Here is a 25,251-nt window from a genome sequence, read left to right as displayed (position 1 = left end):
CGGCTGCTGTGTCGCCCTCCAGCGGAACCTTATCCGGGCGTTTGCCCTGCTAAATGCCCATTGTCGGGTTTAACGGTCCGAATAACGTTCACTTGCAGAGAGTACGTTGCAGCCCTCTTTCCAACAAGCTGACCGGTCCGTGATCAGTGTTGCGGATGAGGCGCCTGAGCGGTTACCCCTGGTGGGGGACAGGTGACACACCGAAGGTGAGTACCTTCATTCAAGTGACGCTCCTTCGCCGTCCTGCCCCCGTGGTCATGGGGGTGCTCAACGTGACCCCCGACAGCTTCTCCGACGGCGGCCGCTACGCCGGCCTGGACGCCGCGGTCGACCATGCCATGCGGATGGTCGACGAGGGCGCCGACGTCATCGACATCGGCGGCGAGAGCACCAGGCCGGGCGCCGACCGGGTCGACGCGCGCACCGAGCTGGACCGGGTCCTGCCGGTCATCCGTGAGCTCGCCGCGGCGGGGGTCACGATGAGCATCGACACCACCCGCGCGGCGGTCGCCGCCGAGGCCGTCGCCGCCGGGGTCGCCCTGGTCAACGACGTGTCCGGCGGGCTCGCCGACCCCGACATGGCCCGGGTGGTCGCCGACGCGGGCTGCCCTTGGGTGCTCATGCACTGGCGGGGGCATTCGCGCAAAATGGCCGATCTGGCGGTTTACGACGATGTCGTCAAAGAGGTGCGCGCCGAACTCCTGGAGCGGGTCGACGAGGCCGTCGCCGCCGGCGTCGCACCCGAACGGCTGATCCTCGACCCCGGCCTGGGCTTCGCGAAGCACGCCGAGCACACCTGGCGGCTCGCCGCGCACCTGCCGGAGTTCGTCGCCCTCGGCCATCCCGTCCTCGTCGGCTCGAGCCGCAAGTCGCACCTCGGCCGGCTCCTGCACGACGCGGACGGCACGCCACGGGCGACCGAGGACCGGGAGGCGGCGACGATCGCCACCACCGTGCTGTCCGTCGCCGCGGGGGCCTGGGGTGTGCGGGTGCACGAGGTCCGTGGCAACGTGGACGCGATCAAGGTGTGGCAGGCAGTACAGGCGGCACGATGAACAAAGGTGATGACATGACGGCCGACCGCATCACCCTGACCGGGCTGCGGGTGCGCGGCAACCACGGCGTGTTCGACTTCGAGCGCGCCGACGGCCAGGACTTCGTGATCGACGTGGTCCTGGAGCTCGACCTCGCCCCGGCCGCGCGGTCCGACGACGTCACCGACACCGTCCACTACGGCGAGCTGGCCGGCCGCCTCGCCGAGATCGTCGCGGGCGAGCCCGTCAACCTGATCGAGACCCTCGCGCAGCGCCTCGCGGACGCATGTCTGCTGGATGCCCGGGTACGAGCGGCGACCGTGACCGTCCACAAGCCGCAGGCGCCGATCCCCCACGAGTTCGCCGACGTCGCCGTGACCATCCGCCGGGAGCGGGCGTGACCAGAGCGGTGCTGTCGCTGGGCAGCAACCTCGGCGACCGCGAGGCCAACCTGCGCGCCGCCGTCGACGGTCTCGGCGACGTGGTGATGGCCGTCTCCGGGGTCTACGAGACACCCCCGTGGGGCGATGCCGACCAGCCGCACTACCTCAACGCGGTCCTGCTCGCCGTCGACCCGGCCGCGACCGCCCGCGACTGGCTGGACCGGGCCCACCGGCTGGAGGAGGCCGCCGGTCGTGTGCGCGATCCGGAGCGTCGTTTCGGCCCGCGTACGCTTGACGTAGACGTCATCGCCGTCTGGGACGACGCCGACCGGCCGGTCACGACCGACGATCCGGAGCTGACCCTGCCCCACCCGCGGGCACATCTCCGGGCGTTCGTCCTCCGGCCGTGGCTCGACATCCAGCCCTACGGGCAGCTGCCGGGCCACGGATGGCTCTATGAGCTGGTCCGGTCCGCCCCGGTCGCCGCCGACCTCGCCGACCTGCGCCCGCGGGAAGACATCCACCTCGATTCGTGATCTGGAGCCGAGCCGATGGCAACGCCGTCACCCGACGAACCGAACGCGACCGGGCCCAAGGGCCGGATGGAGCCGACGAGCCCAGCCACCCTCGTCATCGCAGCGCTGGCGACCACCGCGCTGTCCTGGATCGGCATCAGCAGCCTGTGGAACAGCATGCCCACGCTGCCGTGGCTGCCGCCGTTGACCCTCATCGGCCTGGCGATCTTCGAGGGCTTCGAGGCGTATTCGACCCGTAACCGGATCCTCCGCAAGGAGGGCGCCGGCCCGCTGGTGCCGCTGGTGGTCGCGCGGTATGCGGTCCTCGGTAAGGCGTCCGCGCTCGTCGCGGCCCTGTTCGGCGGCCTCTACCTGGGCATGTCCTCGTGGCTGCTGACCCAGCGCGGGGTGCTGGCCAAGGTGTCGGAGAACCTGCCGCAGGCCCTGCTCGGCGTCGCGGCATCGATCGTCCTGCTTGCGGCCGCGCTCTGGCTGGAGCGCGCCTGCCGGGTGCCGCCCAGCCCTCGAGACAAGGATCTTCCCAGGCAGGGCCGCGTGGAAGGTCGCCACGAGGGCGATCGCAGCCAGGACGAAAGCCTCGATCGATAGCCTTCGGACACAAACACTGTCGTCTTCCTCGCCCAAAGACTGTCGCAGGTCACAATCCGCGGTTACTGTGCGACCCGTACCGGTCGTCGGCTGGCAGGAGGCGCGCGCGATGGCGTACGACGACTCGCGGTTCCGCGGTGAGCCCGGGTTCCGGGAGGAGCCCGACTTCCGCTCGGGCGGCGTGCCCGAGGACGCGCCCACGCTCGGGGCCGCGAACCAGTCCGTCTACACGCCGGGTGCCTACTCGGCGGGCACGGACTACAGCGTGCCGCCGACCGAGAGCACGCTGGGCCTCGCCGCCCGGCGGGCCACGCCCAGCGCTGCCCAGCTCGGTGACGTCTTCGACGACCCGGAGCACGGCGAGCCCGGCCGCGACCGGCTGGCGGTGCACGCGCTGTGGGAGATGGTGCTCCTGCTCGCCGCCGCCGCGCTGCTGTACCTGCTGCGCGACGCCCGGCCGGAGGCCCTGCGCGGTGCCGAGCTCGAGTCGCTGATGCTCGCCGGCGCGGAGCTGGGACTCGTCGCGGTCGCCATGGGGCTCACCCTGCGGGCCGGCGCCGTCAACCTGGCCGTGGGCCCGATCGCCTACGCCTCCTCGCTGTTCTTCGCCGACAACTCCCACCGCGGCCTGGCGATGACCGCCTGCATCACCGCCCTCGTCGCGCTCGGCGTCGGCGTGGTCATCGCGGTGCTGGTCGTCGGCTTCCACGTGCCCGGCTGGGCGGCCAGCCTCGGCGTCGCGCTCGCGCTCATGGCGTGGATCGCCGACCAGAACGCGGAGCAGGTCGTCGCCGGCGCCTACGACCCGCACGACAAGGCGCTGTTCTGGCTGCTCGGGGTGGTCCTCGTCGCGGTCGTCGGCAGCGCCGTCGGGCTGATCCGGCCGGTCCGCCGCGCGGTCGGCCGCTTCCGCCCGGTCGCCGACCCGGCCCGCCGCCGAGGTGGCGGCGCGGCCACCATCACCGGCCTCGCGATCGCCGGCTCCGCCCTGCTCGCCTCGGCCGCCGGCATCCTCACCGCCCTCGACGTCCGCCAGGTCACCACCACCGAGAACGGCATGGCCGCGGCCGGCCTCGCCACCACCGCCCTCGCCCTGGGCGCGGCCCTGGTCGGCGGCACCTCCGCCTACGGCCGGCGCGGCGGCGTGCTCGGCACGGTCCTCGCCGTCGCCGCGATCACGCTGCTCTTCCACTACTCCGCCGCGGAGAAGTGGAACATCGCGCCCCTGGCCGTCGGCGGCGGCGCGATCGCGGTCGGTCTCATCGTGACCCGCCTGATCGAGACCTTCGGCCGGCCGCGGACCTTCGCCGACGCCGAGGTCGAAGAGGAGGAGGTCTGGACCCCCAGCGCCGCCGGGTACGGCACCGGCGCGAGCCAGGCCGAGCCCGACAATTCCTGGTCGGCGTCGCGCACCGGGGGCTGGACGAGCCAGCTGCCGGCCCGCACGACCGACGAGGACTGGGGTGTCGAGGAGCGATGGGGCAGCAACCGCTGACCGCGGTGCGCATCGCTAAGCTGTTGGCATGACCGACGCCACCCTTGCCGAGCTCGACGCGCTGCCCACTGAGGAGCTGCGCGAACGCGCCTTCAACCTCGCCCGGCAGCGTCGCGACGTGAAGTTCTTCTGGGACCTCTTCAAGCACGTCACGGCCAGCAACGACGAGACGCAGGACGGCTGGCTCGGCTCGCTGGACGCCACCGTCGACGACGTCGTGGCGCTCTGGCGCGAGGTCACCGACCACACCTATGGCGAGTCCGAGCCGCTGGTCCGCGCCGCGTTCATCGACTACATCATGTCGCCGGCCAAGTAACTATCGGTATTCGTTTATAAATTGTGTTTCCCGGGACTAATCCGGGGCATGGCAGTTACTCGTTCGCGCTACCGCTCCGCGTCAGGCGCGGCGGCCCTGGTGGCGTTCCTCCTGGTGCTGATCTTCGGCAGCCCCTGGTACGTCGACTGGGTCAACGAGGGCGACCGCGGGATCTTCCTGGAGACCCTCGCGTGGCCCCAATGGAACATCGACAGCGACCAGTCGTTCCGTGAGCTGCTGGCCGCTGACCTGAAGGCGATCCTGCTGGTGGTCTTCACCGCCGTGTTCGTCTCACTGCTCGTCGGCGCGCAGCTCGCCAGCGCGCGCGGCACCATCTCGGCGATCCTGACCGGTTGGGCCGCCTTCATCTTCGCGGCCGCCCTCGCGGCCCTCATCACCGCGTTCCTGCTGGCGAACGCCTCGTTCGGGACCGCGGTCGTCAACGCCGCCGGTGGCGCCGGCTACGGCCTCATCGTCGGCTGGATCGTCGGCATCGCATCCATGGCGGGCCGGCGCACGTAGCAAAGCAACGGGCGCACCTTGGAGACCGGCGACGGCCACCCCGTCGCCGGTCTCGCTGTGTCAGCGCTTGACGGTGTCCACGTCGGCGAGCGCCACCTGTACATCAGCGGCCGACAGAAGACCGAGCGGCTGATCGGCGTCCTGGACCACCACCGAGCCCGCCCCCGCCGCCAGCATCGCGCCGAAGGCGACCCGGAGCGTCGCGTCCGCGGACACCCTGGGCAGGTCGCCGGGCGCGCCGTCCAGCGGGTGGAGCCGGTCGCGGGGGATCGGCGTCACCGACAGGCGCATCAGACCGCGATCTTCGCCGATGAACTGCTCGACGAACGCGTTCGCGGGGTTGGCCAGGAGCTCGGCGGGCGTCGCGTACTGCTCCAGGTGGCCGCGGTCGGACAGCACCGCGATCTTGTCGCCGAGCTTGATCGCCTCCTGGAGGTCGTGGGTGACCACGATCGTCGTCTTGCGCACGCTCTCCCGCAGCCGCAGGAACTCGTCCTGCAGCCGCCCCCGGTTGATCGGGTCGACGGCGGAGAACGGCTCGTCCATCAGCAGCAGCACCGGGTCCGCGGCGAGCGCGCGGGCGAACCCGACCCGTTGCCGCTGGCCGCCCGACAGCTCGTGCGGGTAGCGGTCCGCGTACTTGCCGGGCTCGAGGCCCACCAGGTCCAGCAGCTCGTCGGTGCGCTCCGCGACGCGCGAACCCGCCCAGCCGAGCATCCGCGGGACGGTGCCGACATTGGCGCGGACCGTTTGATGCGGGAACAGTCCCACATTCTGGATGACATAGCCGATGGTCCGCCGCAGCCGCACCGGATCGACGCTCGTCACGTCCTCCCCGTCGATCAGCACCCGGCCTCGGGTGGGCTCGATGAGCCGGTTGACCATGCGCAGCACGGTCGACTTGCCGCAGCCGGAAGGGCCGATGAGCACGGTCACGTCGCCACCCGCGACGTCCAGGCTTAGCTCCTCGACCGCCGTGGTGTTGTTCGGGTACGTCTTGCCCAGCCGATCGAGGGTGATCGGCGCGCCGTCGGCCTTCGCGGTACGGTCCACACATGTCCTTCCTGGCTCGCGGTGAGGCGGGCAATCCCTGGTTTTCCTGGAGCTATATCCGGGATAACACCGACACGATCCGGGACGCGCTGGTGGATCATGTGGCCATCACCGTCTGGTCGGTCGCGATCGCGGTGGCCATCGCGGTGCCGCTGGCGGTGCTGGCGTACTGGGTGCGCCCGCTCGCCACGCCGATTCTGACATCAGCCAGCGTGCTTTACACGATTCCGTCGCTCGCGCTGCTGGCCTTCCTGGCGCCCTTCCTGGGCACCGGCCGGACCCCGGTCGTCGTGGCTCTGGTGATGTACGCGCTGATCGTCATCATCCGCAACTCCCTCACCGGCCTGCAGCAGGTGCCCGGCGACGTGCGGGAAGCCGCCACCGCGATGGGCTACAGCCGGGCCGCCCGCCTGTGGCGCGTCGAGCTGCCGCTCGCCCTGCCCTCGATCCTCACCGGGCTGCGGCTGGCGACGGTCTCGACAGTGGCGTTGGTCACTGTCGGCGCGGCCGTCGGCTCCCAGGGCGGCCTCGGCGCGCTGATCCTCAGCGGCTTCCGCAACAACTTCTACAAGGCGCAGATCGCCACCGCGGCGCTCGTCTGCGTCCTGCTCGCCCTGGTGCTGGACCTGCTGCTGGTCGCGCTGACCCGGGCGCTCACGCCGTGGACGAGGAGGGCCAGGGCATGAGCGGCCTGGAGCGCAGCGGAACGGCCGCGAATCATGGGCGCAGTGTTGGTTCAGGCCGGCGCCGGAGCGAAGCGGAGGCGACGGAATGAACGCCATCAGCGATATGTTCCTGTGGTTCAACGATCCGCTGAACTGGACGAATCCCGACGGGGTGCTCGCCCGGCTGCGGGAGCACCTCGAGATCTCGTTCCTGGCGGTGCTCTTCGGCTGTGTCGTCGCGTGGCCGATCGGCATCTGGCTCGGCCGTCGCGGCTCCGGCTCCGGTGTCGTCGTCACCCTGTCCAACATCACGCAGGCGATGCCGGTCATCGCGCTGCTGACGATCCTGTCGCTGAGCCCGCTCGGCATCGGCAAGCCGGCCGTGGTCGTCGCGCTGACCGTGTTCTCGCTGCCGCCGCTGCTGGCCAACGCGTACACCGGCATGCGCTCGATCGACGAGGAGGTCCGCGACGCGGGCCGGGGCATGGGCCTGCGGTCTGGGGAGATGCTGTTGCGGGTCGAGCTGCCGCTCGCCGTGCCCTACCTCGCGACGGGCCTGCGCATCGCGACCACCCAGGTCGTCGCCACGGCCACTCTCGCCACCCTCGTCAACGGCGGCGGCCTCGGCAACATCATCTCCGCCGGGTTCGGGCTCGGACCGGGCCGCGGCGACGCCCAGATCCTCGCCGGCGCGGTCCTGGTCGCCCTGCTCGCGCTGCTGATCGACGGGCTGATGGCGCTGGTGGAGCGCAAGGTCACACCGAAGGTGTTACGGCAGGCCGCGGGCCGGGCATAGACAGGTCGTTACGAAACCGTGCCTGGTTGCGGTTGCCGATTTCCCATAGGCGGAGTTGCCTATTCAATTAGCGGGCGGGCCTTCAAGCCGAGAGCGCCGTCCGTCGGACACGCGGCCGGTCACAGTGATCGCGCCGGGACACGGAAGGCGGGCCATTTTGCGAACTGCCATGCGCGCCACGCTCGGGGTCGTTCTGGGCCTCGCCACCGTAGGCCTCGCGGCCTGCGGTGATGAGGGCTCCTCGGGCACCAAGGCGCCGGCGAGTGTGAGCGGGGCCGGCTGTGCCCCGGTCGCCGGGGACAAACTCGTCGTCCTCACCGACGACAAGCAGCTGCAGACGGCGGACAACATCATCGCCGCGATCAACACGAAGGCCGCCGACCCGGCCCTCGTCGCGGCACTGGACAAGGTCTCCGACGCGCTCACCACGGAGAAGCTGATCCAGCTCAACAAGGCGGTCGTCGTCGACCGTAAGACCTCGAAGGTCGCGGCGGAGGACTTCGCCAAGGCGGAGAACCTCACCGCCGGCATCGAGAAGGGCAAGGGCGGGGCGATCAAGATCGGCGCCGCCGACTTCGCGGAGAACGCCACGCTCGGCGCGCTCTACGAGATCGTCCTCGACGCCGCGGGTTACGACGCGTCGGTCCAGACCATCGGCAAGCGCGAGGTCTACTACGGCCAGCTCACCAAGGGCGACCTGCAGGTCGTCCCGGAGTACGCCGGCACCCTGACCGAGTTCATCAACGGCCAGGTCAACGGCAAGGACGCCACGACGCTGGCCTCCGGTGACGTCGACAAGACCGTCACCGCCCTCAAGGACATCGGCGGCAAGGCCGGCCTGACCTTCGGCAAGGCGTCGAAGGCGGCCGACCAGAACGCGTTCGCGGTCACCACCGCGTTCGCCGACAAGAACAGCGTGAAGACGCTCAGCGACTTCGCCGCGAAGTGCTCCGGCAAGGACACCGTCCTCGGTGGCCCGGCCGAGTGCCCGCAGCGGCCGTTCTGCCAGCCCGGCCTGGAGAAGACCTACAGCATCCAGTTCGGCAAGTTCGTCAGCCTCGACGCGGGTGGCCCGCAGAGCCTGGACGCGCTGAAGAAGGGCACGGCCACGATCGCGCTCGTCTTCTCCTCGGACGGCTCGCTCGGCTAGGTTCCGATACGCACGGTAGCGGCGAAATGCCCGTCCTGGCCTTCCAGGGCGGGCATTTCGCTAGCTCTGAAGAGTAGGTAAGGTCTCTGCTCATGCCAGCCGCGGAAACCACCGGAGGACGGCCGAGCGCGAAGGTGCTCCAGATCCTCTTCTGGGCTGGTGTCGGCCTTGCTCCGCTGGCCGCGCTGCTGCTGCTGTTCGGCGGAGGGTTCGTCCTGCAGCTCGCCGCGGTCCTCGCCGTCGGCGTCGTCGTGCTCATCGGCCTGTCCATCGCGCTGCGCGGCGACAACGACAACGTGCGCAGCGAGGTCGAGGAGACGATGTTCGAGGAGCTCGACACGCTCCGCGACGAGATCCGCGGCGACATCACCCACGCGGCCCGCGCCACGCACGGTCAGCTCGTCGAGCGCATCGGTGTCCTGCACGAGACCGTCGACGCCCTGCGCAACCAGGTCGACATGATGCGCGGCCAGCTGGAGCGCGCGACCCGGGCCGCGCAGCAGGCCGCCGCCGCGCAGCAGGCCGGACCGCAGCCCGTCGGCTCCGCGTCCGTGCCGCAGGGCGTCCTGCGGCACACCGAGACCGTGCAGGTCACCACCAAGACGATGGTCGTCGACCCGACCGACCAGCGGCGCGACGGCACCGTCTACGGCGCCCGGCCCGAGATCCCGCAGCAGCGCCGGCCCGTCGGGGAGCGCGTGTCGGAGCGCGTCTCCGACCGCGACGCCGACTGGCACGAGACCGGCCGTGTCGTCGACGGCAGCGGCCACTGGAGCGAGCCCCGCCGGCAGGGCTGGGGCGACGACGCCGAGCCGGCCGAGCGCGGTGGGCGGGCGGGCGCGCACGACCGCGGGCGGTCCGAAGGCCGCGGTGACGCCCGCGGCGACCACCGTGGCGAAGGCCGTGACTGGTCGGACCGGGGCGAGGCGACCGGGCGGACGGTCCGCGGCGAGTGGGCAGACGGCGACACCGCACGCCCGGGGCGCGGCGACTGGAGCGACGGCGACACCGGGCGGTCGGGCCGGGGCGAGTGGAGCGACGGCGACGGCGGGCGTTCAGGTCGCGGCGAGTGGGCCGACGGCGACACCGGGCGGTCAGGTCGCGGCGAGTGGAGCGACGGGGACGGCGGCCGGGCGGACCGCGGGCGCGGCGACTGGGCGGGCGACACCGGCCGCGCCGACCGCGGGCGCGGCGACTGGGACGGCGGCGCCGAGGCGGGTCGGGGCAGGCGCGGGGAGTGGAGCGACCGCGACGCCTCCGACAGAGCGGACAGGGCCGACAGAGGCGACAGGGACCGCGGCGACCGGGGGCGCGGCGACTGGGAAGACAAGGCCGACCGGGGCGAACGAAGCCGGGGGGACCACGCCGACCGCGGCGGACGTGGTGAGCACACCGACCGCGGGGAGCAGTCCGACCGCGCTGACCGGGGTTGGGGCGCCGAACGCATCAGCCGGTCAGAGCGCACCGAACGCTCCGAACGCTCCGAATGGACCGAGCGCAGCGAGCGGTCGGAGTGGATCGAACGTACCGAGGCATCCCGCGACGAACCGTCCTGGACCGAGCAGTTGCTGCGCGAGCGGATGGCCCGGGGCGAGGGGTCGCAGGAGGTCGAGCGCTCCGGTGGCCGCCGCCGCGCCTACGACCCGGACGACGACGCGGGCAGCGTGACCGGCGTGCGCACCACCGACCGGTGGGCCTCGATGCACAGCGACGAGCGCGGCGGCCGCGAGCTGCGCATGGGCGAGCGCCGAGCCGCCGTCCACGCCGACGAGACCGGCACCCACGTGCGGATCGAGGACCGGTTCGCGTCCGTGCGGCACGAGGAGTACGTGCCCGAGGACGAGCCCCGCCGCGAGAGCCCCCGCAGGTCGGAGGCCCGCCGCGAGCGCGAACGCCAGCACGGGACCGGCGAGCACTGGTCCGAGAGCAGCTACGAGGAAGCCCGCCGCGACGACACCGGCACCACCCGCTGGTCCGAGGTCCGCCGCCAGCCCGCCCTCGGTGCCGGCCAGGCCGCGCTGCCCGCCGCCCCCGCCTCCCGCTGGCAGGACCCGGACACCACCCCGCCCCGCGAGGAGGAGCGCGTCTCCCGCCGGGCCCGCCACGACGACGACGAGGACTACGGCTGGAACGGCTCCCGCGAGGACGCCCGCTCCCGCCCGGCGCCCCGCCAGATCGTCGACTTCGAGGGCAACGACGACCGCTGGCGCTGACCGCCGTGCGGCCGCCGGCTACTTGTCGACGTCGCCCACGACGAAGAACATCGAGCCGAGGATGGCGATCAGGTCGGGGACCAGGGTGCCCGGGAGCAGCTTCGACAGGGCCTGGACGTTGGAATACGACGCGGTGCGCAGCTTCAGGCGCCACGGGGTCTTCTCGCCGCGGGACACCAGGTAGTAGCCGTTGATGCCGAGCGGGTTCTCCGTCCAGGCATACGTGTGGCCCTCCGGCGCCTTCACCACCTTCGGCAGCCGGACGTTGACCGGGCCGGTCAGCTTGTCGACCTCGTCGAGGCAGGTCTGCGCGATGTCCAGTGAGGCATACACCTGGTCCAGCAGCACCTCGAAGCGGGCGTGGCAGTCGCCGGTGGTGCGGGTGACGACCGGCACGGAAAGCGCGCCGTAAGCCAGGTAGGGCTCGTCGCGGCGCAGGTCGAAGTCCAGGCCGGAGGCGCGGGCGACCGGGCCGGACGCGCCGAACGCGGCAGCGTCGGCCGCCGAGAGGACGCCGACGCCGACGGTGCGGGCGAGGAAGATCTCGTTGCGGCGGATCAGGTTGTCCAGGTCGGGCATGCGGCGGCGGACCTGGTCGATCGCGGCGCGGGCGCGGGTGGTCCAGCCGGCCGGGACCTCCTCTTTCAGGCCGCCGACGCGGTTGTACATGTAATGCATCCGCCCACCGGACGCCTCCTCGAGCACCGCCTGGATCGTCTCGCGCTCGCGGAAGGCGTAGAAGACGGGCGTGATCGCGCCGATCTCCAGGGGGTAGGAGCCGAGGAACATCAGGTGGTTGAGGACCCGGTTGAGCTCGGCCAGGGCGGTGCGCAGCCAGGTCGCGCGCTCGGGGACCTCGATGCCCATGAGGCGCTCGACGGCGAGGGCCACGCCGAGCTCGTTGCAGAACGCGGAGAGCCAGTCGTGCCGGTTGGCCAGCATGATGATCTGCCGGTAGTCGCGGACCTCGAAGAGCTTCTCCGCACCGCGGTGCATGTAGCCGATGATCGGCTCGGCGCTCAGGACCCGCTCGCCGTCGAGGACGAGCTTCAGCCGCAGCACACCGTGGGTGGACGGGTGCTGCGGGCCGATGTTGAGCACCATGTCGGCGGTGTCGAGCCCAGCACCGGTGCCGACCGTCAACTCGGAGGTCATGAGGGACAGCCTAGAGGTCCTGCAGGATCCGCAGCGCGCGCGAGACGTTGTGCATCGTGGCGGTGTCCGCGACGGCGACCCGCTCGAAGAACCAGCGCTTCAGCGGCGAGGAGAGCCGGTCGGGCATGACGACCAGGTCGTCGAGCTCGACGGCGAGCGGCGAGTCGCGCAGCTCCTCGGAGTCGGTGACCTCGGCGACGATCACGACCGGCACGTCGGTGCTGTTGAAGACGTCGGAGCTGATGATGAGGCCGAGGCGCTCGCGGGCGCCCTTGATCAGCCAGACCTCACCGCGCCGCACGGCGCCCGCTGAACAGCTCCGCGTCGACCAGGGCGATCTCCTCCTCGTCGGCGAGCGCGGCGCGCTCCAGGTCGGGCTTGGCGCGGCGCACCGCCTCGGCGTGCGCGGTGAAGATCTCGCGCAGGGCGCGTTCCTGCGCGGCGCGGTCGATCCACGCGCTGAGCGACACGCCGTCGCGCTCGGCCCAGTGCCGGGCGTCAGCGATGGTCTGGTCGGAGAACGACAACGTCACTTTGGCCGTCATACGAACAGTATGACTCATCGTCACACCCAGCGCATGACCCAGAAATGGCCACCGAGCCCCGAAGCGTCCGTGAGCTCGGCGGCGGCACCGGCCCGCGACAGCGCGCGCACATAGCCGGCCGGGTCGCTCGAGGCCAGCGCCAGCGGCGGCCGCCTGCCGTCGACCCCGAGCAGCCGCAAGGCCTCCCGCTGCGTCATCACCAGGTGGTGTACGCCCAGCGAGTCCAACGCCACGGCGATCGTCAGATCACAGGACCCGTCCGGCAGCGGCGGGGTCTCCTTGCCGTCCTGGAACCCGGTCAGCGTGCCGAAGAGCGGCCGCGCGCCGGCGAAGTGCCCGTAGTCGACGGCGAGCGCCAGCCCGCGCGCCACGCTGCCGACCGCCGCGGCCCAGGCCTCGTCCCGCGGGGCGCCCAGCTCGGCACGGGCCCCTTCGGGGAGTCCGTCGACGGGCCACCAGTCGGCCAGCCATTCGGCGTCGCGCTGATCCAGCGGCGACCCGTCCAGCGTGAGCGTGCCGTCGGGGGAGCTCAGGACGTACCGCGGCCGCAGCGACGAATCGAGCTCGACGATGTCGACCGGGATGTTGTCGAGCCACTCGGTGGCCACCAGCAGCCCGTTGATGCCGGAGGGGATCGCCGGGGTCCACCCGATCGTGCCGGGCAGGTCGTCCGGGCGGGGTGCGACCTCGACCCCGACGGCGGCGACCCGGGCGGCCACGGCGGGCGGCAGGGCGGCGAGGACGCCGCGCAGCAGCTCGCCGCGGCCGGCGCCGACATCGACGAGATCGAGCCGCCCGGGCGAGTCCAGCGCCTCGTCGACACGCTCCAGCAGCGCGGCGATCGCCCCGGCGAACAGCGGCGACGCGTGCGCGCTGGTCCGGAAGTGCGCGGCGGGACCGCCGCCGGGGCGGCGGAAGAAGCCGTCGTCACCGTAGAGCGCCCGCTCCATCGCCGCCCGCCACCGCACGCTCACAGGAACACTTTGCCTTCTCCCCGGTAGGTCGGCACCACGTCCACGATCGTGTCGCCGGACACCAGGTGCACCTCGTTGACGTGCTCGCACAGCTCGCCGGCCTTGGCGTGGCGGAAGTAGACGCGCTCGCCGAGGCGCAGGCCGGCCGCGCCCGGGCCGACCAGCGGCGTCTGCACCTCGCCGGCGCCCTCGGTGCCGATCAGCTTCAGGCCCTCCGGCAGCCACGGCAGCGGCTGGCGGGTCGGCGAGGTCTCCCCGGAGGCGATCCAGCCGCCGCCGAGGACGGTCGCGACCCGCGGGTCCGGGCGGCGCACGACCGACATGGCGAAGAACGCCGCCGGTTGCGGTCGCCAGCGCCGGTACGAGTCGAAGAGCCACGGCCCGAAGAGACCGGAGCCGGCGGCGACCTCGGTGACCGCGGGGTCCTGCGCGGTGGCCTGGACGCTGCCCGTGCCGCCACCGTTGACGAACTCGAGCTCGGCGTGGCGGCGCACCTCGGCCACGACCGCCGCCCGGCGCGCGAGCAGCTCCGGGAACGAGCGGGACTGGATCATGCGGATGAGCGCCCCGCGCACCGGGCGCCCGGGCGGGGCGTCGCCCAGCCCGGCGATCTGCGCCTCGTAGGACATGAGCCCCACCAGGCGGAACCCGGCCCGGCCGGCGATGGCGGCGGCGAGGTCGCCGGCCTGCCGGGCGCTGTGCACGGGCGAACGGCGGACCCCGATGTGCACGCCGCGGGCGGGTCGCCAGGAGGCGTCCAGGTCGATGCACACCCGCACGGCGCCGGCCCGCTCGCCGGCGGGCACGACCGAGTCGATCAGGTCGAGCTGGGCGGTGCTGTCGACCATGACGGTGACGGTCGCGGCCAGCTTCTCGTCGGTGGCGAGGCGGTGCAGCGCGGCGCGGTCGGCGGTCGGGTAGGCCACCAGGACGTCGCCGGACGTGCCCTGCTCCGCGAGCCAGATCGCCTCCGGAAGCGTGAACGCCATGACGCCGTGCCAGCCCGGCTGAGCCAGGGCCCGGTCGATCAGCGCGCGGACCCGCACCGACTTGCTGGGCATCCGCAGCGGCTTGCCGGCGGCGCGGCCGAGCATCGCGGCGCTGTTGGCGTCGAAGGCGTCGAGGTCGACGATCGCGAACGGCGGGTCGAGATCGGCGGTGGCCCGGTCGTAGCGGACCCGTTGGGCGGCACGTGAGCTGGACACGACTCACCGTACCGAGTCCCCGATGAATATGAAAGAACCTCGCGTACGGCGCGTCGGCCGACACCTGGGCGACACCTGGGGGCCGGTAGCGTGGTTACAGTAGGCGTTCGACGTCGTCCGGTGGGACGCTCACAGGGGAGGTGCCGTCATCGCCAGCAGCGACCTGTCCGGCTTCGGGGAGCTGAAGGCGGTCCTGCGCATCCGGGCGTTCCGCCGGTTGTGGGCCGTCCTGGGGCTCTCCTCCCTCGGCGACTGGCTCGGCCTGCTCGCCGCGGCGACGTTCGCCGCCTCGCAGGTGTCCAACTCGGCCGCCCAGGGCGCGGCGTTCGGCTCGGTCATCGCCGTGCGCCTGCTGCCGGCACTGGTGCTCGGCCCGGTGGCCGGCGTCTTCGCCGACCGGTTCGACCGGCGCCTCACGATGGTCGCCTGCGACCTGGTCCGCTTCCTGTTCTTCGCCTCGATCCCGGCGTCCGCGCTGATCCTCGACGACAGCACACTCGTCATCGCCTGGACCGCGATCGCCACGTTCATCATCGAGACCACCGCGATGATCTGGACGCCGGCGAAGGAGGCGGCGGTGCCCAACCTGCTGCCCCGCGCCCGGCTCGAGACGGCCAACCAGCTGACGCTCGCCACCACCTATGGCATCACGCCCGTCCTCGCCGGCCTGGTGCTGATCGGCCTGGAGCAGGTCGTCGTCGTGGTGTTCGGCGCCGAGGGCCGCCCGAGGGGCGCCGAGCCGAGCGACGTCGCCCTGTGGTTCAACGCGCTGACGTTCCTCGCCACCGCGCTCACCGTGTTCTTCGGCATCAAGGAGATCAGCGGCCGGCGCACCGCCGACGTCGAGCGCAAGCCGGGGATGCTCAAGGAGTTCGCGCAGGGCTGGGCGTTCGTCCGGCGCACCCCGCTGGTCCGCGGCCTGGTGCTCGGCATCTTCGGCGCCTTCGCCGGCGGCGGCGTGGTCGTCGGCACCGCGAAGTTCTACGCGGTCTCCCTCAGCGCCGGCGACGCCGGCTTCGCGCTGCTCTTCGCCACCCTCTTCCTCGGTCTCGGCATCGGCATCGCGGCCGGGCCGAAGATCGTCGGCGCGCTGTCCCGGCGCCGCTGGTTCGGCCTGTCGATCATCCTGGCCGCGGGCTCGGTGCTGATCCTCGCCTTCGCCACCCACCTCGCCATCGCGGTCGGCGGCGCGCTGCTCGTCGGCGTCGGCGCCGGCATGGCCTTCCTGTCCGGCACCACGCTGCTCGGCGGCGAGGTCGCCGACGACATGCGCGGCCGGGCGTTCGCCTTCGTGCAGACCGGCACCCGCGTGGTGCTCATGCTCACCATCTCGCTGTCCAGCGTCATCGTCGGCGCCGGCGGGTCGCGGCACATCAGCCTCGGCTTCACCGACGTCGAGGTCTCCAGCACCCGGCCGCTGCTCGCCCTCGCCGGCATCTTCGGCGTCTTCGCCGGCGTCGTGGCGCTGCGCCAGATGGACGACAAGAAGGGCGTGCCGCTGCTGGCCGACGTGCTCGGCTCGATCCGCGGCCGCCCGCTCAGCGCCGGCGAGCCGAAGGCAGCCCGGGGGCTCTTCATCGTCTTCGAGGGCGGCGAGGGCGCCGGGAAGTCCACCCAGGTCAAGCAGCTCGCCGACGCGCTGGAGAAGCTCGGCCGCGACGTCGTGGTCACCCGCGAGCCGGGCGCCACGCCGCTCGGCGCGCGCATCCGCAGCCTCGTGCTCGACCCGCCCGAGGTCACCGGCGAGGTCGTGAGCCCCCGCGCCGAGGCGCTGCTCTATGCCGCCGACCGGGCCCACCACGTCGCCACCGTCGTCCGGCCCGCTCTGACCCGCGGCGCCGTGGTCATCAGCGACCGCTACGTCGACTCGTCCCTCGCCTATCAGGGCGCCGGCCGGACCCTCCCGGTCGAGGAGGTCTCCTGGCTGTCGAAGTGGGCGACCGGCGGCCTCAAGCCCGACCTGGTCGTCCTGCTCGACCTGGACCCGTCCGTCGGGCTGGCCCGGGCCGGTCGCCGGGGAGAGGCCGACCGCCTGGAGAGCGAGTCGCTCGCGTTCCACGAGCGGGTCCGCTATGCGTTCCTCGACCTGGCGTCCGCCGACCCGAGCCGCTATCTGGTCCTCGACGCGTCCAGCCCCGTCGAGGCGCTCGCCGTCGGGGTGCTGCAGCGGGTCCGGCACCTCATGCCCGCCGAGGAGGAGTTCGACCTCGCGGAGGCCGTCGAGGAGGCCCTGGAGGACGCCGCCGAGACGGTCACCACGCTGACCGGCGACGAGCTGACCGACCAGCTGCCCCACCACCACCTGCCGGACCGCTCCGACGACGGGCGGGAGACGCGGGTATGAGCGCGGCGCCGCCGATCTTCGCCGAGCTCGTGGGGCAGGACGACGCGGTCGCGACGCTGACCCGCGCCGTCGCCTCCGCCGGCGCGATCGTCCGCGGCGACGTCCCCGAGGCCGGCATGACCCACGCGTGGCTCTTCACCGGCCCACCCGGCTCGGGCCGCTCCGTCGCCGCCCGCATCTTCGCCGCCGCGTTGCAGTGCCCCGACGGTGGCTGCGGCGTGTGCACGGCCTGCCACACGACCCTCGGCGGCACCCACGCCGACGTCCGCTTCGTGGTGCCCGAAGGGCTCTCGATCGCCGTCGGCGAGATGCGCGCCCTGGTCCTGCGCGCGGCCAGCTCGCCGACCCAGGGGCGGTGGCAGGTCCTGCTCGTCGAGGACGCCGACCGCCTCACCGAGGCCGCCGGCAACGCGCTGCTCAAGGCCATCGAGGAGCCACCGCCGCGCACCGTCTTCCTGCTGTGCACGCCCAGCACCCACCCCGACGACATCTCCGTCACGATCCGCTCCAGGTGCCGGGTCGTCCCGCTGCGCCAGCCGCCCGCCGACGCGATCGCCGCCCTGCTGCACCGCCGCGACGGCCTCGACGAGCAGACCGCCGCGTGGGCGGCCGCCGCCGCGCAGGGGCACGTCGGCCGGGCCCGCCGGCTCGCCCGCGACCCCCAGGCCCGCGCCCGCCGGGAAGCGGTCCTCGCCGTGCCCCGCCGGCTGACCGGCATCGGCGCCGCGTTCGACGCCGCCGCCGCACTCATCGAGGCCGCCGAGGCCGAGGCCGCCGCTTCGGTCCTGGAGACCGACGCCGCGGAACGGTCCGCACTGGAGACCGCGCTCGGCGCCGGCGGCACCGGCAAGGGCGCGGCCGGGGCGTCCCGGGGCTCGGCCGGCCAGCTCAAGGACCTCGAGCGCCGGCAGAAGTCGCGCGCCACCCGGGCCCAGCGCGACGCCCTCGACCGTGCCCTCGTCGACCTCGCCGGCTTCTACCGTGACGTGCTGGTCCACACCTTCGACGCGGCCGTCGAGCCCGTCCACGGCGACACCGACGAGCTCGCCGGCGCCGCCGCCGAGAAGTGGGCACCGGAGAGCACCCTGCGCCGCCTCGAGTCGGTCCTCGAGTGCCGCACCGCCATCGAAACCAACGTCAAACCCCGCATCGCCGTCGAAGCGATGATGCTCGCCCTCTGGCGCGGCTGAAGTTATCCACAGGCTGCGATCCGGGGTTTCGTGTCACTCGCTGGTGCCGTACGGTCACCCGGGGGAGGGGCCGACATGGGGCGCGAGATCGACGAGACGTGGATCGAGGAAGCGGTGGAGCGCTACCGCCGCATCGACGCGCTGCTCGCCGAGTTCGACAAGGCGGTCACGACCGTCGAGGTGAGCGTGCGCTCTCCTGACGGCCTGGTCGAGGTGGTGGTGACCGCCGACGGCACGATCCGCGACGTGCGGATCGACCACCTGCGCGGCCAGACCGGGGCCGAGCTGTCCCGCTCGGTCAGGGCAGCCGTCACCTCCGCCACCGAAGCCGCCGCCTGGGCCCGCAAGAAGCTCCACGCCGAAACCTTCGGCGACTACCGCTCCCTGACCTGACCCTGCACCACCCCGCATGCTGGACGCGGTTTCGCGTTGAACGTGGTTTCGCGTTTGGACGCGGGTCGCGTTGGACGTGTTTCGTGCTGAACGCGGTTTGTTGGACGTGTTTTCGCGTTGGATGCGGGCCGCGTTGGACCTGGTCTCGCGTGGACCTGGTCTCGCGTGGACGTGGGCCGCGTTGGACGTGGGCCGCGTTGGACGTGGTCCTGCGTTGGACGTGGGCCGCGTTGGACGTGCGGGTGTTTTGACCGTGGATCGCCTTTGACTGAGCATCGGGGGACTGCATGCGACTCGACGACCTGGCCGGCCGCCTCGACGCCGCCGGTGACGAACTGGCCGCGGCGAGCACCACGACGGCCCTCGTCGACCCGGGCTCCCGGGTCCTCGGCGGCGACACCTCAGGCGGCCCCGGCGCGCTGGGCCGTGCCCTGCACCGCGCTCTGACCACCGCCCTGACCGCACGTGGCCACGAAGCCGCCACCCATGGCGCCCGGCTCGCCGAAACCGCCGAGTCCCTTCGCCGAGCCGCCCAGAACTACCGCACCACCGACGACGACGCCCGTCGCCACCACCAACAGCATGAGGGCACCTGATGGCGAGCCTCCATGGGGCCCTCCTAGGAGTCGGCCCCCCGCCCAGCTCCACCTGCGGGTCGCCCGAGGTCGCCCTGCCCAGCTCCGCCGCCGCGCTGGATGCACACCGCGCGGTCTGCTCGACGTCGGTCCCCGCCGGGCGCCGCTCGTTCCGCGGTGTTCGAACCTTGCGTGGGGTCGCCCTGCTGCGCTGCGCCGACCATGCGTGGGGCGCGGACGGATTCGAGGTTTTCCCGTCGCGCCGTGCCGCCCGCGGTGATTCCGGCACTGCCCTGCGCCGCGCCGTCCGCACCTCGTCCGGGGCCGGTTTCTTGGTCCGGTCGCCGCGTCGTCCTGCCCGAGTCGCGGCCGGAGCCGACCCGGCGGGCAGGAACATCCGCGCCGCCGTCGCGCCAGTCGCGCTCCCCGCGCCAGTCGCGCTCCCCGCGCCAGTCGCACTCCCCGCGCCAGTCGCACTCCCCGCGTCCGCCAGCGCGCTCCCCATGCCCAGCGCGCTCCTCACGCCCAGCGCGCTCCTCACGCCCAGCGCGCTCCTCACGCCCAGCGCGCTCCTCACGCCCAGCGCGCTCCCCGTGCCCAGCGCGCTCGCCGCGTCCGCCAGCTCGTTCGCCGTGCCCGTTGTGCCCGCCAGCGCGCTTGTCGCGCCCGCCAGCGCGCTCCCCGTGCCCAGCGCGCTCCTCACGCCGAGCGCGCTCGCCGCGTCCGCCAGCTCGTTCGTCGTGCCCGTTGTGCCCGCCAGCGCACTCGTCGCGCCTGCCGGCGTGTTCGCCGTGCCGATCGCGCCTGCCGTCGCGTTCGGCGTCGGGTTCGGTGGATTGCCGGACGTGGTGTCGGTGGCGTGTCGGAGCAATCCGTCGTCGCTGATCCCTGCCCGGTCCGCGGGGCGGCCGGTCCGGCGCGATGAGCCACGGTCCCGCGCATCGTGGTCGACGCGGAGTGAGGGTCGCGGCGGGCGGCAGGAGGACGTGTGATGGATGCGCTCGAGCGGTTGCGGGGGATCGGGACCGAGGTGTTGCACCGGGTCGATGCCGTGCTCGTCGCGGGCGGGGCGCCGGACGGGGACCCGATCTGGGCGTTGCTGCGGGTCGTCGGGGCGCTGCCCGGGGACGCGCTGGAGTTCGGGTTGAAGCTGGACCCTGAGCCGCTGCGGGTGGCGGCGACGCAGCTGCGGGGCGACGCGGACAGGTTCGCCCGGCGGCGGGAGTGGCTTGCCGCGGACCTGAGTGGGGTGTGGGAGGGGTCGGGGGCGGAGGCTTTCGCGGCGCGGTGGGGGGCGCTTTCGACGTACATCGGCGGCGGCGAACCGGAGAGCATTACGGGCAGGCTGCGGGCCACCGCTGCCTATGCCGATGCGCTCGCTGACTGGGCCGAAGGGCTGCGGCGGGAGCTTGCCGAGGCGGTGGCGCGGGTGGCGACCTCGGCCGAGGCGGTCACCATGCGGGGCGAGCCGGTCGGGGAAGGGCCGCCGTCCGCCGCCGTGCTCGAAGCGGCCGCGCGGATCGGGGTCCGGGTGCTGCAGCCGGTCGCGGACGCGTTCGGTGCGGCGCAGGACCTGCTGGCGCGGTGGTCGCCGGAGCTGGTCGAGCTGCGGTACACCGAGCCCGCCACCGGGCCGGCCGGCACCGGCACCCCGACGACCCGGGTCGTCCTGTAGCCGGCGCACTAAGATCGCCGGATGTCAGTTGAGCAGCTTGCCGGGTACAGCAGCCGTGACTTCGCCGGGGACCTCGCGCGGTGGTTTCCGGATCGGGAGATGGCGACGGTCGCCGAGGACACCAGGCCGGTGGAGCCGTTCCTGGCCAGGTTGCCGGCGGAGGCGGCCGCGGCGCTGGCGGCGTACGACCGGTTCGTGCGGAGCGGGACGATGCCGTGGGTGGTCGACGTGACCGAGGACTCCTACGGGTTCGACTTCGCCGGCAACGACTGCCAGATCCTCGACTCCGACTACGAGACCGAGCTCTCCGACGACGACGTGTGGTCGGTCGCGGCGGACGGGGGCGGCAACCTGTACGTGATGCTGACCAACGGCAGGATCGCCGTGTGGTTCCACGAGGAGCAGGTCATCGAGGCCGGCACGCAGTTCGACAACCTCGACGTGTTCCTCTACTCGATCGTGCGGTACCAGGCGGCCCGTGCGGGTGTGCTGGACCGGGCCGCCGTCGCCGAGGAGCTGCGCGCGCTCGGGCAGCCCGGTGCAACCGCTGAGGGGGTGGGCCTGATCGCGTACCTCACCTGAGCGTGATCGGCGGCTCCATCAGGCGCAGGCGCATCGGCTTGCGCGGGGCGAACCACGAGCCCGTCGACTGCGCGTTCCAGCGGCGGGCCGTGCGGTCGACGCCGATCGGGTAGATCGTCAGGGTGCCGTCGGCGCCGAAGCGCATCCGCAGGAAGCCCTTGTAGCCGGTGATGCCCTGCCCGGCGAAGAGCTCGTTGACGTTGACGCCGAAGGCCGAGGCGACCAGCAGGTACAGCGCGAACAGCTCGCCGGCCGCGACGCACGACAGCGGGAAGTACAGGACGATCGCGATGAGCAGCGGCAGCGGCCACGCCTGGTCGACGAACGGCAGGTTGAGCCACGCCCAGGTGCCGAGCACGGCGATGCCGACGAACGCGGCGCCGTGGCCCAGCCCCAGGAGCCAGTGTTTGGGTCTGCGTCTGCCGGCGACGCCGGGCATCGCGAGGAAATACGCGCTGACCACGTCGACCGCCACCATCAGGAACGCGGGGATGGTGACGAGGCGCTGCTCCGCGCCCGACATGACGCGGTCGGCGGCGTTGACGAAGGCCAGCATCGTCAGGGTCTGCAGGACACCGAGCAGCCCGAGGAACATGGGATTTCGCCACGGTACGCGCCAGAAGACGCCGAACGAGAGCCGGCGGGACCGGGCCCTGCTCGGATAGGCCGCCTTGAAGTCGAATGCCTGCGACGGGCTGGCGTTGCGCACCAGGGAACGGCGCGGCGGCACCTCCAGCCGGCTGGGCAGCTCGTGCGTCGGGTACAGGTACGCGCCGCCGCCCCCGCAGGTGATCAGCTGCCGGTCGGCGCCCTCGTAGCGGGCGTAGTGATGCAGGTCACCGGAGAGCATCAGCTTCACGTCTGCGCCCGTCGGCGCGATGACGGTCCGCACGAAGTAGTCGAGGCTGTCGTAGGCCTTACGGTCCTCCTGCGCCTCCACCCAGCTCGGCGACGGCGGGCAGATGATGACCTTGTCGCCGGGGCCGAGGCGGGCCGCGACCCGGTTGAAGTACCGCAGCTGCGGATCGTCGATGTACGCGCCGGCCTGCACGTCCGTGCCGAGGATCCACCACCGGTTGGGCAGCTCGATCGCGAAGTAGGACCGGGACTGCCGGGTCTGCCAGCCGCCGATCTTGCCCTCGCCGCCGCGTACGAACAGCCGGAGGAACGCCGTCAGGCCGTCGTACCAGTCGTGGTTGCCGGGCACCGCGTACATGCGCGGCCGCGGACCCTCCGGCGGCGGCTCGGGCAGCGCGGCGCGGAACGGCCCCTTGAACCGGTCCTCGTACTGCTGCCCGCTCGCCGTCGGATAGACCTGGTCACCGCCGAGGACGAGCACCTCGCCGCGCGGCAGCTCGTGCCCCTCGACCGTCAGCTCCGGCTGGGCCAGCAGGTACGCCACGGAATAGGTGGCGTTGAACCCGTCGCCGGTGTCGGCGCAGTAGTCGACCCACAGCTCGCCGTCCGGGAAGTCGTCGGCCGTGTCCGCGCTGTAGAAGCCCGTGTACCCGGGTGCCTCCCGCATGATCCGGTCGGGCATCGAGTCCTGCAGCTCGCGCTTGTCCAGATACGCCCCGAACAGGTCGGCCAGCACGACCCGCACCGCGGTCCCGCTGAGCAGCACCGGGCTCAGCCACGGCACCGCCCGCCGCGGCGTGAACCCCATCTGGTCCGGGTCCAGCGCGTTGGGCCGGTCACCGACCTGAGCGGCCGGCGGCCCGGCCTCGGGCAACGGCAGGATCGGGTCGCCGGGCTGTGCCGTCAGCTCGCCGGGGGCGGCCGGCAGATCGTCAGGGATCACGCGGCCGAACGTTACTCGGGAAACCCCTCGCGCGCGCCCCCCGGGCGTGCCGTACACTTGGTCATCGTTGCCGCCTTAGCTCAGTCGGCAGAGCGATTCACTCGTAATGAATAGGTCAACGGTTCGATTCCGTTAGGCGGCTCTGGCAACGCTAGCTGCACAAACGCAAGGCCCGGGAGATCATCCCGGGCCTTGCGTCGTAGAGATCAAGAGTCGCGTGTGAGTCAGGCCCCACGCCGCGCCCGCTCCAACGCCGCCAGTGCCCTGCCGAACCGCCCGTCACCGGAGTGCACATACCGGTCCGTCGACCGGCCGTCCGCATGCCCCATCAACTCGCTGATGTCGTGCTTCGGCACGCCCTGGTCGGCGAGCCGCGTGCCGTACGTGTGACGGATGTCGTGCGGCGTCGGCTGCGGATCGGTCAGGTACGGCACCCGACGCACCTGCCGCGGCATCGGACCCGGCCTGCCCGGCGGTCGCGGCGCCGGTGGCAGCACCTCCTCCAGGTTTAGCGCCCGCGACCACACCCGGTCGTGCCAGTTGGAGTAATGCAACCTCGGCACCTTGCACCCAGGGCAGTTCTTGCGCTGCCGGCAGTCGTCGAGGTGCGCGGCACCGGGCGCCCGGAACACCACCTCGCCCGGCGGCGTCGCCATCACCACCGGCCGCAGCCGCGCCCACAGTCCAGGGCTCACCACGCACGGCCGGTTTCCCGCGTCGCTCTTCGCATACGGTCGCAGCGACCCGTCCGACTCGAGCACCGCCGCCACGACGAACCGGCCGCGCCGCATGTCCCAGACGTCGCGGGTGATCGCGCCGGCCTCCTCCCAGCGCACCCCGCTGTCGAACATCAGCTCGACGAACAGGCGGGCGTCGACCCGGCCGGGGAACAGCGCGTCGAGCCGGTCGAGCAGCTGCTGCTCCTCGTCGGGCTCGAAGACCCGGTCGACGTGTGCCGGCAGCCGCGGCAGCCGCACGTTCCGCGCGTGGTTGACATTCAGGATGCGGGAGTCGACCGCCACCTCGAGCAGGGACCGGAGCACGTGCACCGCCGCGTGGATGGTGTGCGCTCCGACCCGGCAGCCCTTGCACCGCCGGTCCCGGCAATCGTCCTTGTGCGAGGTCCGCATCTCCTTCACCCAGGCGTTGACGTCGGGCTTCAGGATCGACGAGAGCAGCTTCGCTCCCCAGTACGGCTGGACGTGGTTGCGCCAGACCGACTCGTCCCGCTTCGTGCTGGCAAGTTCGAGGTGACCGCGGCCGGCGTGGGCGCGGGGCCACCACTCGGCGACGGTGACCCGGCCGAGGCGGGGGTCGATCCAATCGCCGCGCCGGATCGCGACCTCCTGCGCCTTGGCCCAGTCGGCGATCGCGGCCTTGCTCGGGTCGGACTCGGTGATGCGGTCGTTGGGGCCTGGCCCGGTCCGGACGGTCGCTGCCCACAGCCCGCTCTCAAGCTGCCGGATCCAGGCCATCAGCTGCCGTTCGGCCGAAGCTGCACCACTGACGCCCGGCCCTGCCGTGGCTGGGTGTCGCTGACCATCAGCGCCCGCAGGATTCGCTCGTGCTCCCTGTGGTTGTGGTCGGCGGCCTCGTCAAGCAGCCGCCGCAGCATGCGCATGGTTTGCACGTGCTGCTGAACGAGGTTGACCTTGATCTCTTCGGTGTCTTCGGTGCTGCGGGTGACGGCGTCGCTGTCGATGCCGGCGCGGAGGTCGCGCAACTTCTCGTCCAGGATGCGTTCGAGGATCACGGCCTGGCGCTCGACTTCGGTGGCGACGACGTATCGGATGTCGCGTTCGGCGCTGCGCCGGTTGCCCGTGTCGACGGCGACCATGATGAGCCAGCCGATCGAGAGGATGCCGATGAGGAGTGCTGCGCCGCGGCTGACGGTCTGGTGGATCTCGAAGCCGCCGCTGCCGTCACTCAGTGCATAGATAGAAAATGATCCGTAGGTTGTGCCCAGTAAAGCGGCTGCGGCACCTGTCCACTTCTGTGCGGCGGAGTCCATAGCAACGTTCCCCCTTGTGGTGGCCCTGTGCTCGACGTCGCACCCCGCCA

The 25,251-nt window shown here is 72.3% G+C and carries 27 protein-coding genes and 1 tRNA gene; 19 read left to right on the top strand and 9 right to left on the bottom strand.

The genetic code is table 11. The annotated features are described in order from the left end of the window. Positions 1 to 257: 257 nt before the first annotated feature. The 7 genes from folP (at position 258) to ACZ6TV_RS10060 (ending at position 4,874) form a co-directional block, all read left to right on the top strand. Positions 258 to 1,055 carry a dihydropteroate synthase gene (gene folP, locus ACZ6TV_RS10090; protein WP_465297009.1) on the top strand — a complete coding sequence of 266 codons (798 nt, stop codon included), beginning with the start codon at positions 258 to 260 and terminating at the stop codon, positions 1,053 to 1,055. A 14-nt stretch (positions 1,056 to 1,069) separates the two neighbouring features. Next, the gene (gene folB, locus ACZ6TV_RS10085; protein ID WP_465296809.1) at positions 1,070 to 1,435 is read left to right on the top strand and encodes a dihydroneopterin aldolase; all 366 of its coding nucleotides are present in this window, start codon (positions 1,070 to 1,072) and stop codon (positions 1,433 to 1,435) included. Next, complete coding sequence (gene folK, locus ACZ6TV_RS10080) at positions 1,432 to 1,953, top strand: 2-amino-4-hydroxy-6-hydroxymethyldihydropteridine diphosphokinase (protein ID WP_465296808.1); 522 nt, start codon at positions 1,432 to 1,434, stop codon at positions 1,951 to 1,953. The genes folB and folK overlap by 4 nt, the downstream gene beginning before the upstream one ends. A 15-nt stretch (positions 1,954 to 1,968) precedes the next feature. Beyond that, positions 1,969 to 2,541, top strand: coding sequence for a DUF3180 domain-containing protein (locus ACZ6TV_RS10075; RefSeq protein ID WP_465296807.1), 573 nt, complete (start codon positions 1,969 to 1,971; stop codon positions 2,539 to 2,541). A gap of 109 nt (positions 2,542 to 2,650) precedes the next feature. Further along, complete coding sequence (locus tag ACZ6TV_RS10070) at positions 2,651 to 4,036, top strand: ABC transporter permease (protein ID WP_465296806.1); 1,386 nt, start codon at positions 2,651 to 2,653, stop codon at positions 4,034 to 4,036. 28 nt (positions 4,037 to 4,064) lie between these two features. After that, the gene (locus tag ACZ6TV_RS10065) at positions 4,065 to 4,352 is read left to right on the top strand and encodes a hypothetical protein (RefSeq protein WP_465296805.1); all 288 of its coding nucleotides are present in this window, start codon (positions 4,065 to 4,067) and stop codon (positions 4,350 to 4,352) included. Between the two features lie 48 nt (positions 4,353 to 4,400). Next, positions 4,401 to 4,874: a hypothetical protein gene (locus ACZ6TV_RS10060; RefSeq protein ID WP_465296804.1), complete on the top strand. Its 474-nt coding sequence runs from the start codon at positions 4,401 to 4,403 to the stop codon at positions 4,872 to 4,874. 60 nt (positions 4,875 to 4,934) lie between these two features. Here ACZ6TV_RS10060 and ACZ6TV_RS10055 read toward each other — a convergent pair whose 3' ends face one another. Beyond that, on the bottom strand, positions 4,935 to 5,927 hold the full coding sequence (locus ACZ6TV_RS10055; protein WP_465296803.1) for an ABC transporter ATP-binding protein: 993 nt from the start codon (positions 5,925 to 5,927) through the stop codon (positions 4,935 to 4,937). A gap of 2 nt (positions 5,928 to 5,929) precedes the next feature. Here ACZ6TV_RS10055 and ACZ6TV_RS10050 point away from each other — a divergent pair, with 2 nt between their 5' ends. The 4 genes from ACZ6TV_RS10050 to ACZ6TV_RS10035 all read left to right on the top strand — a co-directional run bounded on the left by ACZ6TV_RS10050 (position 5,930) and on the right by ACZ6TV_RS10035 (position 10,751). Then, positions 5,930 to 6,613 carry an ABC transporter permease gene (locus tag ACZ6TV_RS10050; protein ID WP_465296802.1) on the top strand — a complete coding sequence of 228 codons (684 nt, stop codon included), beginning with the start codon at positions 5,930 to 5,932 and terminating at the stop codon, positions 6,611 to 6,613. Positions 6,614 to 6,698: 85 nt separating this feature from the next. After that, complete coding sequence (locus ACZ6TV_RS10045; protein ID WP_465296801.1) at positions 6,699 to 7,388, top strand: ABC transporter permease; 690 nt, start codon at positions 6,699 to 6,701, stop codon at positions 7,386 to 7,388. 169 nt (positions 7,389 to 7,557) lie between these two features. After that, positions 7,558 to 8,538, top strand: a complete 981-nt coding sequence (locus tag ACZ6TV_RS10040; RefSeq protein WP_465296800.1) for a glycine betaine ABC transporter substrate-binding protein — start codon at positions 7,558 to 7,560, stop codon at positions 8,536 to 8,538. Between the two features lie 92 nt (positions 8,539 to 8,630). After that, on the top strand, positions 8,631 to 10,751 hold the full coding sequence (locus ACZ6TV_RS10035; protein ID WP_465296799.1) for a hypothetical protein: 2,121 nt from the start codon (positions 8,631 to 8,633) through the stop codon (positions 10,749 to 10,751). A gap of 18 nt (positions 10,752 to 10,769) precedes the next feature. Here the strand turns inward: ACZ6TV_RS10035 and ACZ6TV_RS10030 are convergent, their stop codons facing one another. From ACZ6TV_RS10030 to ACZ6TV_RS10010, 5 genes are read right to left on the bottom strand one after another with little or no spacing between them, the layout of a single operon-like run. Then, positions 10,770 to 11,906, bottom strand: coding sequence for an NADH-quinone oxidoreductase subunit D (locus ACZ6TV_RS10030; RefSeq protein WP_465296798.1), 1,137 nt, complete (start codon positions 11,904 to 11,906; stop codon positions 10,770 to 10,772). Positions 11,907 to 11,916: 10 nt separating this feature from the next. Next, positions 11,917 to 12,207, bottom strand: coding sequence for a type II toxin-antitoxin system PemK/MazF family toxin (locus ACZ6TV_RS10025; protein ID WP_354785371.1), 291 nt, complete (start codon positions 12,205 to 12,207; stop codon positions 11,917 to 11,919). Continuing rightward, positions 12,194 to 12,451, bottom strand: a complete 258-nt coding sequence (locus tag ACZ6TV_RS10020; RefSeq protein ID WP_033363510.1) for a DUF6364 family protein — start codon at positions 12,449 to 12,451, stop codon at positions 12,194 to 12,196. The genes ACZ6TV_RS10025 and ACZ6TV_RS10020 overlap by 14 nt, the downstream gene beginning before the upstream one ends. A 20-nt stretch (positions 12,452 to 12,471) precedes the next feature. Then, complete coding sequence (locus ACZ6TV_RS10015; protein WP_465296797.1) at positions 12,472 to 13,425, bottom strand: SAM-dependent methyltransferase; 954 nt, start codon at positions 13,423 to 13,425, stop codon at positions 12,472 to 12,474. Then, a complete protein-coding gene (locus ACZ6TV_RS10010) occupies positions 13,422 to 14,630 on the bottom strand; it encodes an amino acid deaminase/aldolase (RefSeq protein ID WP_465296796.1) in 1,209 nt (402 codons plus the stop codon). Before ACZ6TV_RS10010 ends, ACZ6TV_RS10015 begins: the two co-directional genes overlap by 4 nt. A gap of 181 nt (positions 14,631 to 14,811) precedes the next feature. Here ACZ6TV_RS10010 and tmk point away from each other — a divergent pair, with 181 nt between their 5' ends. The 7 genes from tmk (at position 14,812) to ACZ6TV_RS09975 (ending at position 21,389) form a co-directional block, all read left to right on the top strand. Beyond that, positions 14,812 to 16,974: a dTMP kinase gene (gene tmk / locus ACZ6TV_RS10005; RefSeq protein WP_465297008.1), complete on the top strand. Its 2,163-nt coding sequence runs from the start codon at positions 14,812 to 14,814 to the stop codon at positions 16,972 to 16,974. Then, a complete protein-coding gene (locus ACZ6TV_RS10000; RefSeq protein WP_465296795.1) occupies positions 16,971 to 18,164 on the top strand; it encodes a DNA polymerase III subunit delta' in 1,194 nt (397 codons plus the stop codon). The genes tmk and ACZ6TV_RS10000 overlap by 4 nt, the downstream gene beginning before the upstream one ends. 75 nt (positions 18,165 to 18,239) lie before the next feature. After that, entirely contained in the window at positions 18,240 to 18,557 is a 318-nt protein-coding gene (locus tag ACZ6TV_RS09995; RefSeq protein WP_465296794.1) for a YbaB/EbfC family nucleoid-associated protein, read from the top strand. A gap of 287 nt (positions 18,558 to 18,844) precedes the next feature. Next, the gene (locus tag ACZ6TV_RS09990) at positions 18,845 to 19,153 is read left to right on the top strand and encodes a hypothetical protein (protein WP_465296793.1); all 309 of its coding nucleotides are present in this window, start codon (positions 18,845 to 18,847) and stop codon (positions 19,151 to 19,153) included. A gap of 482 nt (positions 19,154 to 19,635) precedes the next feature. Further along, the gene (locus ACZ6TV_RS09985; RefSeq protein WP_465296792.1) at positions 19,636 to 20,124 is read left to right on the top strand and encodes a hypothetical protein; all 489 of its coding nucleotides are present in this window, start codon (positions 19,636 to 19,638) and stop codon (positions 20,122 to 20,124) included. Continuing rightward, a complete protein-coding gene (locus ACZ6TV_RS09980) occupies positions 20,124 to 20,807 on the top strand; it encodes a hypothetical protein (RefSeq protein WP_465296791.1) in 684 nt (227 codons plus the stop codon). The genes ACZ6TV_RS09985 and ACZ6TV_RS09980 overlap by 1 nt, the downstream gene beginning before the upstream one ends. 21 nt (positions 20,808 to 20,828) lie before the next feature. Then, complete coding sequence (locus ACZ6TV_RS09975; RefSeq protein ID WP_465296790.1) at positions 20,829 to 21,389, top strand: hypothetical protein; 561 nt, start codon at positions 20,829 to 20,831, stop codon at positions 21,387 to 21,389. Here the strand turns inward: ACZ6TV_RS09975 and ACZ6TV_RS09970 are convergent. Next, positions 21,382 to 23,247, bottom strand: coding sequence for a metallophosphoesterase family protein (locus tag ACZ6TV_RS09970; RefSeq protein ID WP_465296789.1), 1,866 nt, complete (start codon positions 23,245 to 23,247; stop codon positions 21,382 to 21,384). The two genes, ACZ6TV_RS09975 and ACZ6TV_RS09970, sit on opposite strands and share 8 nt — an antisense overlap. Before the next feature lie 12 nt (positions 23,248 to 23,259). On the opposite strand from ACZ6TV_RS09970, the gene ACZ6TV_RS09965 reads away from it, so the two are divergent. Next, a tRNA-Thr gene (locus ACZ6TV_RS09965) sits at positions 23,260 to 23,332 on the top strand. A gap of 82 nt (positions 23,333 to 23,414) precedes the next feature. Here the strand turns inward: ACZ6TV_RS09965 and ACZ6TV_RS09960 are convergent. Together ACZ6TV_RS09960 and ACZ6TV_RS09955 are read right to left on the bottom strand one after the other, a co-directional pair. Then, positions 23,415 to 24,665: a tyrosine-type recombinase/integrase gene (locus tag ACZ6TV_RS09960; protein ID WP_465296788.1), complete on the bottom strand. Its 1,251-nt coding sequence runs from the start codon at positions 24,663 to 24,665 to the stop codon at positions 23,415 to 23,417. Continuing rightward, a complete protein-coding gene (locus ACZ6TV_RS09955; RefSeq protein WP_465296787.1) occupies positions 24,665 to 25,201 on the bottom strand; it encodes a hypothetical protein in 537 nt (178 codons plus the stop codon). Before ACZ6TV_RS09955 ends, ACZ6TV_RS09960 begins: the two co-directional genes overlap by 1 nt. Positions 25,202 to 25,251 lie beyond the last annotated feature (50 nt).

This window comes from Dactylosporangium sp. NPDC051087 (genome assembly GCF_055586325.1).
Note: the sequence above shows the minus strand (reverse complement) of the source record. Positions and strands in the feature narration are given on the sequence as shown.